Below are 15,216 nucleotides of genomic sequence, written 5' to 3' on the forward strand. Positions count from 1 at the left end.
AATATATACTTAAGATTCTTGTTGGCGATAAGACAACGCCTCACTCAGATGAGCACTGTTAATATCTGAACACTGTGCCAGATCGGCAATACTTCTCGCTACACGTAAAATTCGATGATATGCACGTGCAGATAAATTTAAACGTTGCTGAGCCATTGCCAGCATTTTTTGTGATGCTTGATCAAGTCGAGCATAGCTTTCTAGTTGTTGTGGTGACAAATTTTGATTGGTTGCACCTTGTCGATTGATTTGGAAGTGATAGGCTTGTAAAACACGTTCTCGAACGACAGCAGAGTTTTCAGTAACAGTATCATTTTGCAGTTCATGAGCTTTTAATGGTGGTACATCAATGTGTAAATCTATACGGTCTAATAATGGACCAGAAATACGATTTTGATAACGCTTGATGACTTCACTTGAACATTGACAACGACTGTCTTGATTAAATGCATAACCACACGGACAAGGGTTCATTGCTGCAATGAGTTGAAAATTAGCAGGAAAAGTAATTTGTCGTGACGCACGAGAGATCACAATTTCTCTTGCTTCTAAAGGTTGTCTTAAAACCTCTAAAACTTTTCGGTCAAATTCAGGTAATTCATCTAAAAAAAGCACACCTAAATGTGCCAAAGTAATCTCTCCTGGTTTAGGGTGAGAACCCCCACCCACTAAGGCAATGGCTGAGGCAGTATGATGTGGGGCACGAAATGGACGCTGTCCAAAATGATGTTGTAAATTAGCAATTGAGTAAATACTGGCAACTGCTAAATTTTCCTGATGATTCAGTGGTGGTAAAATACTGGCTAAACGAGAAGCAAGTAAAGTTTTACCTGTACCGGGAGGTCCTCTAAATAAAATAGAATGCCCACCTGCGGCAGCAATTTCTAAGGCTCTGCGTGGTCGTACCTGTCCTTTAACATCTGCTAAATCAAATTTATAGCCTTGTGGTGAAATACTTTGGCAAGTCTCTATCACTTTAATTTTTTGTGTTTCAGTAAAGTGTTCACAGACTTGCTTTAAATGTGAGGCTGCAAAAACTTCAATATCAGGCAGTTGCGCAGCCTCATCTGCATTTACAGTAGGTAACATTAAACGATGTTGAGCCTGTTGGCATGCCATTGCAATCGTCAAAGTTCCTGTAACAGGTCTTAAGTGCCCATCTAATGCTAACTCACCCATAAATTCAAACTGATCTATGGCTGTATCTGGAATTTGTCCTGTGGCAATTAAAATACCTAATGCAATTGGTAAATCTAACCGTGAACCATCTTTAGGTAAATCAGCAGGGGCTAAGTTGATGGTTAAGCGTTTGGTCGGAAATTGAAAGCCACTATTAATGATGGCAGAGCGAACACGATCTTTACTTTCTCTCACAGCAGCCTCAGCCAAACCCACAATAGTCAGTGAGGGTAAACCCGCACTAACATGAACTTCGACTTCAATTAAAGGCGCATGTAACCCGAGTAAACCTCGGGTATAAATTTTTGCGAATGACATTTTATTCTTCCAGTTTGCTTTATTTTTAATCGTTTTATTATTTTTATGCACTTATTTTGTGCAAAAAGAAGTCAATCTTACTTTTGAATGAGAGATTCAAGCATTTTAACTTGAGTTTGAAGTTCTGCTAAACGGAGGTTGGCATTTTGTAGTGCAGTTTTTTGACGCTCTAATTCATCTTTAGAAACTAAATCCATTTGATTAACGGCTTCATTGAGTAGGGCGCGTAAATTGTGTTCTAAATCTTTTTTAGGTTGATCAACTTGTTCCAAAATCGCTTGTAATAATGTTTCTATCATTGTTTATTCCAAAAAATGAGATATCTATGTAGTTTAACATCGCTTTTAATTTGCCCCTAGTGCTAACTGATTAACATCGGTTGAATTAATAATAAAATACAAAAAATCAATCACAAATATAAAATTTTTAAAGTGAAAATGATAAGAAAATGTATAAAATAGGGTATAAGGCGATTTCTGCTAAAGTGGATTAATATCCCCAACCATTAAGACATTTTGGCATGAAAATTGAACATAAAACCTTACTGGTAAGAAAAGCCGAAGGAAAACAACATGAAACTCGTAACAGCAATTGTAAAACCATTTAAGTTAGATGATGTGCGTGAAGCATTATCTGAAATCGGTGTTCAAGGAATTACCGTCACAGAAGTGAAAGGTTTTGGACGTCAAAAAGGGCACACTGAACTTTATCGTGGTGCTGAATATGTCGTTGATTTTTTACCAAAAGTGAAAATTGAAATCGCAATCAGTGACGACATGGTTGATTCAGTAATCGAATCAATTACCCGTGTTGCTAGCACTGGTAAAATTGGTGATGGGAAAATTTTTGTCACTAATTTAGAGCAAGTCATTCGTATTCGTACAGGTGAAACAGGTGCGGATGCTGTTTAATTTGGCATGAAGTTTGCTGAGTAACACATAACTCAGAAAAACTTGGTTGGGGGATACGAATGAAAAAAATGCTACTTGCGCTCAGCCTGTCTGGCGCACTCCTTGGTGGATCAGTTGCGTGGGCTGAAGAAAACGTAACTGAACCCACTTCTACAGCAGTGGCTGAACCAAGTTCAAATGCTGCAACAACAACGATATCAACAACGACAGCAGAAATTACACCTGCTGCACCTGTAGAAGCAACCGCAGAACCTACTTTAAATACAGGTGATACTGCTTGGATTTTGGTTTCTACAGCACTTGTTTTACTCATGACTATTCCGGGCTTAGCACTCTTTTATGGTGGTATGGTTCGTAAAAAAAATGTTTTGAGTACAATGGCACATAGTTTAATGGCGGCAGCAATTGTCAGTCTGGTGTGGGTCGTTGTAGGCTATTCATTGGCTTTTAGTGGCGGTAACGCTTTCATTGGTAACTTAGATAAAGCCATGCTTTCAGGCATTACAACTGATGCGTTAAGTGGCTCTATTCCTGAAATTCTTTTTGTTATTTTCCAAATGACTTTTGCAATTATTACTGTGGCAATTATTAGCGGTTCAATTGCAGAACGTATGAAGTTTAGTGCTTATATTGCATTTATTACGGTGTGGGTCATTATTGTATACGCACCAATTGCCCATTGGGTTTGGGGTGGTGGCTGGTTAATGAATGATGGTGCGCTTGATTTTGCGGGCGGTACTGTGGTTCATATTAACTCAGGTGTTGCAGGTTTAGTGACTGCTTATCTACTGGGTAAACGTATTGGACTGGGCAAAGAGTCTATGGCTCCACATAACTTGACTTTAACTGTACTTGGTGCAAGTTTGATTTGGGTTGGTTGGTTTGGTTTCAATGGTGGTTCAGCATTAGGTGCAAATGGTTCAGCAGCTTATGCTTTAGTGACAACTCAAGTCGCCGCAGCCGCAGCCGCAATCTCATGGTTATTGGTTGAAAAAATCGTTCGTGGTAAAGCATCTGTTTTAGGTGGTGCATCTGGTGCAGTTGCAGGTCTTGTGGTGATTACACCAGCAGCAGGTTTTGTGACAGTAAGTGGTGCTTTGATCATGGGCTTAATTGGTGGTGTTGTTTGTTTCTGGGGAATTTCAGGACTGAAACGCTTACTCAAAGCAGATGACTCTTTAGACGCATTTGGCTTACATGGCGTTGGTGGTATTGTGGGTGCAATTTTAACCGCAGTTTTTGCCAGTGAATTTATCATGGGCGAAAAAGTCCCTACCAATATGTTGCATCAACTTTGGGTACAAGTTGAGGGTGTTTTAGCAACGATTGCATATTCAGCAGTGATGACATTCATTATCTTAAAAGTCATTGACTTGGTGATTGGAATCCGTGTTGGTACAGATGATGAACGTATGGGACTTGATTTAAGTCAACATGGCGAACGTATTGAATAGTTTAAAAAGTTATACTATATATTGTGTAAAACAGCTCATTTGAGCTGTTTTTTTTCTATATATTGAGGAAAGCTCAACAAAATTCCTATTTTTTGATACACTAAATAAAATTTTAAAATGTGTTCAATTAAACCACTATGCATTGTCCATTTTGCAACGCTGCTGATAGTAAAGTGATCGATTCGCGTTTGGCGGCTGAAGGCTGTCAGATTCGTAGACGTCGTGAATGTATCAAATGTGCAGAACGTTTTACCACTTTCGAAACGTATGAAGTGGTGATGCCGCGTGTTATTAAATCTGATGGTAAAAGTGAACCTTTTGATGAGTTAAAATTACGTCGCTCATTGATGCATGCATTACAAAAACGTCCAGTAACTCAAGAGCAAATTGAAACGGTACTCAGTGACATTCAACTCAAAATTCGTAGATTGGGTGAACGTGATGTACGTTCACGTACGATTGGTGAAATTGTCATGCAGTCTTTATTTTCCTTAGACCATGTTGCTTATGTACGTTTTGCATCGGTTTATCAAGATTTCCAAGATGTCGAAGCTTTTCGCCAACAAATAGAATTGATGCAGCATCGCGATCAAGAAAAATCTGATTGATTAGGCAGACATGAGAAGATTATGAATACAACGGTTGAAGCATTACAACAACATCAATATTGGATGCAAAAAGCGATTGCATTAGCACAACAAGGTCAATATTCAACCCGTCCAAACCCTAATGTAGGTTGTGTGATTGTCAAAGATGGGCAAATGGTCGGAGCAGGCTTTCATCCTCAAGCGGGTCAGCCACATGCTGAAGTTTTCGCCTTACGTCAGGCAGGCGAGTTGGCACGAGGTGCAACAGCTTATGTCACCTTAGAGCCTTGTGCACATTATGGACGTACACCACCGTGTGCTAAAGGTTTGGTTGAAGCGGGTATAGCAAAAGTTATCGTGGCTTGTTCAGACCCAAATCCTTTGGTGGCAGGCAAAGGTGTTCAAATTTTAAAAGATGCAGGAATAGAGGTTGAAGTCGGCATTTGTGAGAAAGAAGCTGCTGTTTTAAATCGTGGATTTTTAAAAGCAATGTCTACAGGCATGCCTTATGTACGTTTAAAAGTAGCATCTAGTTTAGATGGGCGTACTGCAATGGCATCAGGTGAGTCCAAATGGATTACGGGCAGTGAGGCACGTCAAGATGTACAACATTGGCGTGCGATTTCTGGAGCAGTGATTACGGGAATTGATACGATTTTGGCAGATGACCCACAAATCAATGTACGTCATTTACCCAATATTGAAATTGATAGCATTGTTCAGCCTCAACGTATCATTTTAGATCGACAAGGTCGTTTACCTTTGACTGCACAAATTTTGCAACAACCTGACACTGTGATGATCATGGGACCATTTCGTGAGGAATTGGCTCAACTGGGTGTGGTACAATTAGAGATTCAATCTTTATTCAATTTATTGAAAACTTTAAAAGATTTTCACATTTATGATGTCATGATTGAGGCAGGCGCGACTTTATCGACTGCTTTTTTACAAGCGCATCTTGTCGATGAAGTCATTAGCTATGTTGCACCGACATTTTTAGGTCAATCTGCACGTGCGATGTTCAACGCTTCTTTTGAGCAGATGGCACAACAACTCCGCTTTAAACTTGAGGATGTCACTCAGTTGGGTCAAGACATTCGCTTAAGATTAATTCCTTTGCAAGAGTCAGTATGAATTCAGAGTCTTCGATATATCACAAACGTCGTCATGCTGCACGTACGACGGATGAATATCTTTTCAATCAGCTCGTCCCTTATTTAGGTAATAAACGCCGATTGTTACATCTGATTTTAGAGGCACTTGAGCAAACAGGAACTTTAAATCAAAAAGGTAAAAGAGCCCCAATTTTTGCTGACTTTTTTGCTGGTAGCGGTGTTGTTTCGCGTTTAGCAAGACAAAATGGTTATCGTGTGATCGCAAATGATTGGGAGCCTTATAGTCATGCACTTAATCATGCAATTTTGGCATGTACTGATGCACCCGCATTTAAAGAGTTAGGTGGCTATCAAAAAGCCATTGATTATTTAAATCGGTTACCTGAAGTGAAAGGCTGGGTGACACATAACTTATGTCCACGTAATGATGAAATTTATGATCCTGCACGTGATCGTTTGTTCTTTAAACGCCGTAATGGGATGCGTATAGATGCCATTCGCCAACAAATAGCCACTTGGCAAGCACAAGGTGCGATTGATGATGTAGAAATGAGTGCTTTGCTTGCACCTTTGCTTTATTCGGCAAGTTTTGTCAGTAATACCAGTGGTGTGTTTAAAAGTTTCCATCATGGTTGGGGGGGTAAAACCCAAACCGCTTTAGAACGGATTGAGTCTTTATTGTGGTTAACGCCAAGCCGTTTTAGTGAAGTCGGTGACAATAAGCAAAAAACACCAATGGCAGAAATGTGGTGTGTAGATGCACAGCATTTGGCAAATCAAATGAGTGGCTTTGAGGTGGATGTTGCATATTTAGATCCACCTTATAACCAACATGCTTATAGTAGTAATTATCATGTGTTAAATTCTTTAACATTATGGGATCAGGTCGATTTACCTACACCAGATACCAAAGGTTTTAAGAGTGGTATTGACCGTGCTTGGCGTAAAGAACGTCCAAGTCAGTATAATTCTTCAAAGCATGCACAAGACGCATATGAAAAATTATTATCTACGATTAATGCACGCTATATTTTAACCAGTTATTCAACTGATGGTAATATCGAAGCCAAAGACTTACTCAAAGCCAATTTGGCACGAGGAAAGGTGACATTACTGACCCAAGATGTACCGCGTTATCGGGTGAGTAAGCAGCGCCAGTCAGAACGCGCACGTGTGTTAGAGTTTATTGTAATTACAGATACACACGCAAAATCTGGTCCACCATTACGTCAATTATTAAGTCAGCTTTATCATTTTGCTGAATTAGGTGGTGTCGATACATCAGGTGTCAGTACTCAGTTAGCACTATGGTAAATTTCCACTTTTAACAAGTCGGAAAATACATAGTGTGAAACGCGATAGATTAAAAACTTAATGATGAAAAGTTTAGGGTAGTATTTATGTTCACAGGCATTATTGAAAGTTTAGGAAAAGTAGAAAGTCTGCAAAATGTAGGTGGTGATGTACGTTTACGTATTCATACTGACTTAGATATGTCTGATGTTCATTTAGGTGATTCTATCGCAACCAATGGAATTTGCTTAACTGTGATTGATTGGGGCGAAAATTGGTATGCTGCGGATGTTTCGCGTGAAAGCCTAAATCGTTCAACCTTAGCCCAGTGGAAAGTTGGGCAAGCTGTAAATGTTGAAAAGGCGATGTTACCAACAACACGTTTTGGGGGGCATATTGTCAGTGGTCATGTGGATGTTGTTGGTGAAATTACAGTGGTGCGTTCAGATGCACGTTCATTGTATTTTGAAGTGACCACACCTGTTGAAATTGCAAAATATTTAGCTGAAAAAGGTTCAATTACTGTAGATGGAATTAGCCTAACCATTAATCATTTACGTGGTAATATTTTGAGCCTTAACCTTATTCCACATACAGCAGAACGTACCAATATTGGGACATGGAAAGTCGGTACTAAAGTGAACTTAGAAGTAGATGTTTTAGCACGTTATATTGAACGTTTATTGTTAGGCGATAAAGCTGCTGAAGTAAAAACTGAATCAAAATTGAGCATGGAGTTTTTGGCTCAAAATGGCTTTTTAAAATAATGAAATACGCCCTCATAAATCAGAAGTCTAATTTATTTTAGGCTTTTTTTTATTTACATCGTGAAACTAGACGAATATATTGCAATTACTTTATTGAGAAGAGAATTGAGTATTGCTTGATTTTTTAATGCATATAGAACAATTATTGCCTGTATTGCTTGATCAATATGGTTTGTGGATTTACGCCATTTTGTTCCTGATTATTTTTGCAGAAACAGGCTCCGTATTTATGTTTTTTTTGCCGGGAGACAGTTTACTGATTGCCATAGGTGCTTTGTGTTCAACAGCAGAAGCTGTACATTTAAGTTATATGGGGATTTTGTTGATTATTGCTTCAATTCTTGGCTATATCGTCAATTACTATACAGGTAAAGCATTAGGTTTTCGTTTTTTTAAAAAGCATCCTAAAATTTTTAAACCTGAATATATAGAAAAAACCAATCAATATTTTTTAAAACATGGTGGAAAAACCATCATGATGGCACGTTTTATTCCCTTTGTTCGTTCATTTGCGCCGTTTGCTGCAGGTGCAGGACATATGAAAATGAGTAATTTTATGTTTTATAACGTGGTTGGTGGTTTTATTTGGATTGGACTATTATTGGGGATAGGTTATGGTACAGGTAATCTAATTTCCTATACTGTTGATTTATTTTAATTATTTATTATATAGAATGAGAAAAATAGCCAAGCTCAAATTTGTATTGAACTTGGTTAAAATCATTAATGTTTGGTGATGGTGAGTGTTGTTTGTTCAAACCAAGAGTTTTTTGCTTGGATTTGATCAATTGAAAAAATACCTTTTTGAGATTCACGTACTAAATATACAGAGATCGAATGAAAATCTGCGCGGCTAATCAGTAAGTCTTGAGCAGAAACAGTCCATTTCTCACCTGAACTGAGTACCGCAATTTGCTTCGAGATTTGGTTGAGCATGTCCATATTCTTTTCCTCGTTATTCAGTTTTGAGATATTCAAAAACTGTTTTTATCGTAAAGAGATTTAAAACATGACTATGATGTGACATTAATATGTCAATTTAGTGACATTGAAAATAAAAATAATGAACATGCGATGTTTAAACTTGATCTGAAAAATGAGTATTTTTTAAAATATACGCAATTTCTTCATCTGAAGCTGCTTTTAACTTTGCTCTAAAGTCGTTGACGGCTTGTTCGATAAAGGTTTCAGCTTCTAGTTCCAAACGTAAGCGCACACTTTCAAGTTCAGACATCATCTCTTGATCAGCGACTTTAAAATGATTATTGGCATAATCAGTTGCAGGTGTTTTTGGGTTTTCAGTATAACGTTCAGTATATAGCTCTGTTTCAATTTGAATTTGTTCTTGAATTGAAGCAAGTGTTTGAATTTGTTGTTGTGTTTGTTTTAGTTCATCTTGAATTAATTGTTGATTATATTGCTCTTGTTGCGCACGTTTTTCAGCTAAAGACTGCTCTAAAGCCAATTGCTTACGAATACGTGCTTCTTCGATCAGTTGTGCTTTGAGGTCGGCATAGGCTTGTTCAACTTTAAGCTGAGCGACTTGCATTGCACGTTTATCATTGTCCATCCATGCTTGAATCGGAGACTCAGGAGTGAGTAAATCACAGACACGACTGAGGTCATCTAAATACGTTTGGCGCACGACTTCAGGGGTATCTAGCCAACGTTTTTTAAAATCTTGACCAACATTTAATGCCACAACGCATCTCCTTTTCGGCGCTTTAAAATGACTTTCTTTATAATTTAAATGTTTGAGGAGCAAAGCCTAAACGTCGATAAGTTTTATACTTTTCACGTCCTATCTGCTTAGCAGGCTCATCATTTTCAATTATTTCAATAATGTGACTAAATTGTCCAACTTGATCAAGTGCTTGATTGTTAAAATTAAACACAATCCATTCAGCTTGGGTTGGCAAATGTGCAGAAATACAAATCGGTGCATCTTTTTGGTCAATGCCATGTGCTAGAAAACTAGCAGGGTCAAATGTCCAAAGTAGCTCATCAAGTTGCTGTTGAACCTCAGGATCTGGACAATAAATCCAAATTTTTGCATGCTGTTTTGAGATCTTGCGGCAGAGACGACAAGTGCTTTGCACTCGTCGTTCTGGGCTTTTTTCAAAAAGATAAAAGCTAATTTTAGCCATTGGCTTTAACACGATTGGCAATGAATTGCATTAATAGCGGTACAGGACGACCTGTTGAGCCTTTTGCCGCACCAGATAACCATGCAGTTCCTGCAACATCTAAATGTGCCCAACGGTATTCACGTGTAAAACGTTGTAAGAAACATGCCGCTAAAATTGCACCTGCTTGTGGACCTGCACCACTGATATTACCGATATCAGCAAAGTTTGAATCTAGCATATCTTGATAATCGTCAATGACAGGTAAACGCCAAACACGGTCAAAGCTTTCTTCACCTGCAAGATTAATTTCTTGAGCAAGTTCATTATCTGGGGTAAATAAACCACTGAGTACTTTACCCAAAGCGACGACACATGCACCTGTTAATGTTGCGATATCAATCACCACCGCAGGATTAAAGCGTTTTACATAGGTTAAAGCATCACATAACACTAAACGACCTTCAGCATCAGTGTTAAGAATTTCAACAGTTTGCCCACTCATTGTTGTCACGATATCGCCTGGGCGAGTTGCATGACCTGATGGCATATTTTCTGCCGCAGCAATTGTACCGACAACATGAATTGGAAGATTTGCTTCACATAAGGCACGTAATGTCCCAAGCACAGATGCAGCACCACACATGTCATATTTCATTTCATCCATGCCAACGCCTGGTTTAAGTGAAATACCACCTGTATCAAAAGTAATCCCTTTACCCACTAAAACAATAGGTGCTTGATCTGGATTGGCTTTATATTCAAGTGTAATGACACGTCCTGGACGTTCCGAACCTTTACTTACAGCAAGGAAAGAGTGCATGCCTAAATCAGCTAACTGCTGTTCTTCAAGTACAGTAACTTTTAAAACATCAGGGAACTCAGCAGCAAGCGCACGTGCTTGATCTGCTAAATATTCAGGAAAACAAATATTGGCAGGACAGTTACCCAAGTCACGAGCAAGATTTTGACCTTGTTGTACTGCCTCAATTAAACTAATTTGTGCTGCATCAAGACTAGTATGTGTCGAAACAAGCTCAATATCAGTTAATGAAAATTCATTTTTTTTACTTTTGAATTCATCATAAGCATAAGCTGCTTGAGTTAAATTTAATGCAAAAAGATAATGTAATTCATTTGGCAAAACAGAAATATCAATACTGATTTGTTTGAATTTTTTTTGTGATGCTTTGATAATGATTTGTGCGATTTTTGCTAATTTTGCAGCTTTTAATTCACTCGCTTGATCAACTCCGACTAAAATGCTGTAAGCATTCTGTGTGACTTGACCAACCAAGGTTAAAGTTTCTGCAACACTTGCTTTAAATTGTGCCGCGCTAATCGCAGTATCTAAATCTTTGATTTGATAGTTAGATTTTACTTCTGATAAGTTGTCTGAACTTGCCAAAATAAAAAGTGCTTGGCTTGATGCACTGCTTGTTACTGAAGTATTAATGCTTAATTTCATATGCGATCTATATGCCTTTAGAGACGTTTGAAAACATTAAACCATTGAAACACTACCAATGATAGAATTTCAATGTGGTTTTATATTTTTAACATTCGGGTAAAATACTAAAACGCATATTCACCCAACTCACTTTGGAAGATTCCCTTGATTATAAGACGTTATCTCGTCAAACAAGTTGTTTCAACATCTTTAGTTGTTGTCGCACTGCTCACACTCATTATGATGGGTGGACGTTTGATCAAGTATTTTGGTGTTGCAGCACAAGGGCGTTTAGATGCCACAATTTTATTTAGCATCATTGGCTACCGTTTACCTGAGTTTTTAACCCTTATTTTACCACTGGGATTTTTCATTGGTTTAATGCTGGTTTTTGGTCGTTTATATGTAGATCATGAAATGGCGGTACTCAATGGGAGTGGTGTCAGTAAAATTCAGCTTGCGCGCTTATTGATTCCTTTAACGATCATTTATTTATTTGTACAAAGTGTACTGATGATCTGGATGTCACCATGGGGCATTCGTGAATATGAAAAACTGGTTTCAACACAAGCTGTTCGTACAGGTTTTGATCTCGTCCGACCCAAAGAATTTATTTCATCAGGTCCTTATACCATCTATGCAGGTTCATTATCTGACGATCGTAAAAATTTAAAAGATATTTTCTTTTATCAACGTGCTCAAAAAGAGGGTAAACCTGATGTCATGATTTTGGCAAAAGAAGCAACGCGTGTTGAAGTTGCTGATGATACGGCAAACGTTGTGGATTTATTGCAAGGTCGTCGTTACGAGATTTTCCCAGGTACAGCAAAATATACACAAGCTGAATTTCAGTCCTATCGTCTACGTTTAGAAAATGACAAAGAAGCTAAGTTTGAAAGTAACGAAGTCGAAGCTTTATCTTTCTCTAAACTGCTCAAAAATACCGATGATCCTGTTGTTGCGAGTGAGTTGGGGTGGCGGATTTTTGTACCATTTAGCATGATTGTGGCATTGATGTTAGCCACAGCGTTGTCTGAAGTGAGTCCACGACAAGGGCGCTATTTAAAGTTATTTCCTGCTTTGCTGATTTTTGCGAGTTTAATTGTTGCACTCATGGCAATCAAAACCCGTATGAGTAAAGGTGAAATTGGAATTTGGGCATATCCTGCTGTTTTACTATTTTATGCAATTGGCGCAGCACTATTTTCCCGTAAGCAAAAATTAGCACCTAAGATTAAGAAACAAATTCAGCGAGTGAAATCATAATGTTAGCACGTAAAATTGTCGCCAAGCATGTGGTCAATACAACAGCGCTCGCAATGTTGGGTGCAACAGCTGTATTGTCAGTCTTACAGGTTTTATTTACTTATTTAGGCGAATTAGGTGATTTAAAAGAAGGCTATAATGCTTGGAATGCGTTGCAATATGTCTTGTGGGGCGCACCCAAATACCTATATGAAATTTTACCTATTTCAGCGCTGATTGGTGCAGTACTTGGACTGGGTTCAATGGCATCAAATAGCGAATTGATTGTGATGCGTGCCTCAGGAATTAGCCTATGGCGTATTGTGGGCTGGGTCATGCGATCAGCCATGCTATTGGTGGTACTGTCTTTTATTCTCAGCCAATTTGTTGTGCCTTATACCAACGAACAAGCTAAAAGTATCAAAAGTAAACAAAGTGTTGCAGCCTTAGGTGAAGTTAAAGGCTATTGGACACGTGAAGGGCAGCGCTTTATTTATATTGATTATGCCAATTCAAAAGGTAATCTAAAGCAAGTACAAGTTGTTGACTTTGATCAAGATTATCGCATGAAGTCGCTTTTGAATGCTGAGCAAGGTAATTTTGTTGAAAATGGTCAATGGAACCTCAGCCAAGCAACACAAGTCAACTTACAAACAGATGGGCGAGCAACCCTTAACCGTGATCGCCAGCATAATTTAGCTTTAGCATTACAACCAAAATATGTACATATGGTGACGATTGACCCTGAAGATTTAGCACCAAGTCAATTGGTAAGCTTTATGCGCTATATGGATCAATATAGCCAAGTACCCAAAACATATTCATTGGCATTTTGGCAAAATGTTGGATCGCCATTTGCTTTATTAGCGTTGGTCTTGATTGCCTGTTCATTTATTTTTGGACCATTGCGTCAACAGTCTATGGGCTTTCGTTTAGTGATTGCTCTATTTGTTGGACTTGGTTTTTACTATATTCAAGACTTTTTAGGCTATGCGAGTTTGGTTTATTCACCATCTCCTGCATGGTTTGTATTTGTACCTATTGCCTTGATGTTTGGTGTCGGTAGTTATTTATTATATCGAGCGAGATAGTAATCTTTCTCATTTAAAATACTGATGGTACTTATAAATGAATACCATCAGCTTCACATAGAGTCTGCCGTAAAAAAACGGTAAGATATGACGATTAATTTGTAAACAGTAAAGAGTGAAAATTATGACGGATGCAACTGCTGGCAAAATCCCTCACGTTCTAGTGATCATGGACGGTGTGGGTCATCGTGAAGCGGTCGAAGATAATGCGTTTTTAGCAGCAAAAACGCCAAATCTAACCATGATGCAAGAAAAGCATCCGCATAGTTTAATTTCAGGCTCTGGTGAAGATGTCGGTCTACCTGATGGTCAAATGGGTAACTCAGAAGTCGGTCACATGAACTTGGGCGCAGGTCGTGTGCTATATCAAGACTTTACTCGTATTACCAAAGATATTCGTGATGGCGCTTTTTTTGAGCATGAAGTTCTCGTCGATGCTGTAGAAAAAGCCAAAGCGGCAAATGGCGCAGTTCACATCATGGGTTTATTGTCACAAGGTGGCGTACATTCACATGAAGATCATATCGTGGCAATGTGCGAGTTGGCATTGAAACGTGGTGCTAAAGTCTATTTACATGCTTTCCTTGACGGACGTGATACACCACCACGTAGTGCACAACCTTCATTAGAAAAGTTGGATGCTTTATTTGCACAATATCCAAATCAAGGTCGTATTGCGACGATGATTGGTCGTTATTTTGCGATGGATCGTGACAACCGTTGGGATCGTGTAGAACAAGCTTACCGTTTAATGACTGAAGGCGAAGCGCTTCGTGTTGTTGACTCTGCGGTTGAAGGCTTGGAACAAGCATATACAGCCAATGAAAATGATGAGTTTGTAAAAGCGACTCGCATCGGTGAGATTGCGAAAGTTTCAGATGGTGACAGCATTGTGTTTATGAATTTCCGTGCTGACCGTGCACGTGAAATCACCAAAGCTTTTGTTGAAAAAGACTTTGCAGGCTTTGAACGTAAAGTTGTACCAAATCTGTCTAAATTTGTCATGTTGACACGCTATCAGGCAACGATTGATGCACCTGTTGCGTATATGCCTGAAGAACTGAAAAATTCAATTGGTGAATACTTATCTTCATTGGGCAAAACTCAGTTACGTATTGCCGAAACTGAAAAATATGCACATGTGACATTCTTCTTTAGTGGTGGTCGTGAAGATGAATATGTAGGTGAAAAGCGTATTTTGATTCCATCACCAAAAGTTGCAACCTATGACTTACAGCCAGAAATGAGTGCACCAGAAGTCACTGAACAATTGGTTGCTGCGGTGAACTCAGGTGAATATGACTTATTGGTGGTGAACTATGCCAATGGTGATATGGTCGGTCATACAGGTGTTTTTGATGCCGCAGTCAAAGCAGTTGAAGCTGTAGATACAGGTTTAGGTCGCCTATATGAAGCAGTGATGGCAAAACATGGGCATATGATTATTACTGCCGATCATGGTAATGTAGAACAAATGCAAGACTATGTCAGCGGTCAGGTTCATACTCAACATACTACTGAATTAGTGCCATTTATCTATGTTGGTCCAACTTCAGCAACCATTGCAGAAGGTGGTGTATTGGCCGATGTTGCTCCAACATTGTTGAATCTCATGAATATTCCTGCACCAAAAGAAATGCAGGGACGTAATTTAATTACGCTAAATCCATAAAATCA

At 38.7% G+C, this 15,216-nt stretch carries 16 protein-coding genes; 10 read left to right on the forward strand and 6 right to left on the reverse strand.

Going from position 1 to position 15,216, the window contains the following annotated elements:
* Positions 1-9: 9 nt before the first annotated feature.
* Both HX124_RS12825 and HX124_RS12830 read right to left on the reverse strand, forming a co-directional pair.
* Positions 10-1,497, reverse strand: a complete 1,488-nt coding sequence (locus tag HX124_RS12825; RefSeq protein WP_286383343.1) for a YifB family Mg chelatase-like AAA ATPase — start codon at positions 1,495-1,497, stop codon at positions 10-12.
* Between the two features lie 77 nt (positions 1,498-1,574).
* Positions 1,575-1,796: an accessory factor UbiK family protein gene (locus HX124_RS12830; RefSeq protein ID WP_286378337.1), complete on the reverse strand. Its 222-nt coding sequence runs from the start codon at positions 1,794-1,796 to the stop codon at positions 1,575-1,577.
* 273 nt (positions 1,797-2,069) lie between these two features.
* Between HX124_RS12830 and glnK the strand changes: the two genes are divergently transcribed.
* The 7 genes from glnK to HX124_RS12865 all read left to right on the forward strand — a co-directional run bounded on the left by glnK (position 2,070) and on the right by HX124_RS12865 (position 8,285).
* On the forward strand, positions 2,070-2,408 hold the full coding sequence (gene glnK / locus HX124_RS12835; RefSeq protein WP_005094485.1) for a P-II family nitrogen regulator: 339 nt from the start codon (positions 2,070-2,072) through the stop codon (positions 2,406-2,408).
* Between the two features lie 59 nt (positions 2,409-2,467).
* Positions 2,468-3,862 (forward strand): ammonium transporter, encoded by a 1,395-nt coding sequence (locus HX124_RS12840; RefSeq protein WP_286383342.1) that lies wholly within the window; start codon positions 2,468-2,470, stop codon positions 3,860-3,862.
* Between the two features lie 137 nt (positions 3,863-3,999).
* A complete protein-coding gene (gene nrdR / locus HX124_RS12845) occupies positions 4,000-4,470 on the forward strand; it encodes a transcriptional regulator NrdR (RefSeq protein ID WP_107008544.1) in 471 nt (156 codons plus the stop codon).
* Between the two features lie 21 nt (positions 4,471-4,491).
* Complete coding sequence (gene ribD, locus HX124_RS12850; protein ID WP_286383341.1) at positions 4,492-5,586, forward strand: bifunctional diaminohydroxyphosphoribosylaminopyrimidine deaminase/5-amino-6-(5-phosphoribosylamino)uracil reductase RibD; 1,095 nt, start codon at positions 4,492-4,494, stop codon at positions 5,584-5,586.
* Positions 5,583-6,881, forward strand: coding sequence for a DNA adenine methylase (locus tag HX124_RS12855; protein WP_286378334.1), 1,299 nt, complete (start codon positions 5,583-5,585; stop codon positions 6,879-6,881). Before ribD ends, HX124_RS12855 begins: the two co-directional genes overlap by 4 nt.
* Before the next feature lie 86 nt (positions 6,882-6,967).
* Positions 6,968-7,627, forward strand: coding sequence for a riboflavin synthase (locus tag HX124_RS12860; protein WP_107008541.1), 660 nt, complete (start codon positions 6,968-6,970; stop codon positions 7,625-7,627).
* Positions 7,628-7,739: 112 nt separating this feature from the next.
* Positions 7,740-8,285 (forward strand): VTT domain-containing protein, encoded by a 546-nt coding sequence (locus HX124_RS12865; protein ID WP_107008540.1) that lies wholly within the window; start codon positions 7,740-7,742, stop codon positions 8,283-8,285.
* Positions 8,286-8,350: 65 nt separating this feature from the next.
* Here the strand turns inward: HX124_RS12865 and HX124_RS12870 are convergent, their stop codons facing one another.
* The 4 genes from HX124_RS12870 to HX124_RS12885 form a co-directional block, all read right to left on the reverse strand.
* Complete coding sequence (locus HX124_RS12870; RefSeq protein WP_286378332.1) at positions 8,351-8,569, reverse strand: hypothetical protein; 219 nt, start codon at positions 8,567-8,569, stop codon at positions 8,351-8,353.
* 136 nt (positions 8,570-8,705) lie between these two features.
* Positions 8,706-9,329, reverse strand: a complete 624-nt coding sequence (blhA, locus tag HX124_RS12875) for a cell division protein BlhA (protein ID WP_107008538.1) — start codon at positions 9,327-9,329, stop codon at positions 8,706-8,708.
* Between the two features lie 37 nt (positions 9,330-9,366).
* Positions 9,367-9,774, reverse strand: coding sequence for a DNA polymerase III subunit chi (locus HX124_RS12880; protein ID WP_107008537.1), 408 nt, complete (start codon positions 9,772-9,774; stop codon positions 9,367-9,369).
* On the reverse strand, positions 9,767-11,221 hold the full coding sequence (locus HX124_RS12885) for a leucyl aminopeptidase (protein ID WP_107008536.1): 1,455 nt from the start codon (positions 11,219-11,221) through the stop codon (positions 9,767-9,769). Before HX124_RS12885 ends, HX124_RS12880 begins: the two co-directional genes overlap by 8 nt.
* Before the next feature lie 147 nt (positions 11,222-11,368).
* Between HX124_RS12885 and lptF the strand changes: the two genes are divergently transcribed.
* The 3 genes from lptF to gpmI all read left to right on the forward strand — a co-directional run bounded on the left by lptF (position 11,369) and on the right by gpmI (position 15,211).
* A complete protein-coding gene (gene lptF, locus HX124_RS12890; RefSeq protein ID WP_107008535.1) occupies positions 11,369-12,469 on the forward strand; it encodes an LPS export ABC transporter permease LptF in 1,101 nt (366 codons plus the stop codon).
* Positions 12,469-13,539 carry an LPS export ABC transporter permease LptG gene (gene lptG, locus HX124_RS12895; RefSeq protein ID WP_286383340.1) on the forward strand — a complete coding sequence of 357 codons (1,071 nt, stop codon included), beginning with the start codon at positions 12,469-12,471 and terminating at the stop codon, positions 13,537-13,539. The genes lptF and lptG overlap by 1 nt, the downstream gene beginning before the upstream one ends.
* Before the next feature lie 124 nt (positions 13,540-13,663).
* Entirely contained in the window at positions 13,664-15,211 is a 1,548-nt protein-coding gene (gpmI, locus tag HX124_RS12900; RefSeq protein WP_286383339.1) for a 2,3-bisphosphoglycerate-independent phosphoglycerate mutase, read from the forward strand.
* Positions 15,212-15,216 lie beyond the last annotated feature (5 nt).

It is taken from the genome of Acinetobacter sp. 226-1 (assembly GCF_030329325.1).
GTDB classification, from domain to species: Bacteria; Pseudomonadota; Gammaproteobacteria; order Pseudomonadales; family Moraxellaceae; genus Acinetobacter; species Acinetobacter sichuanensis.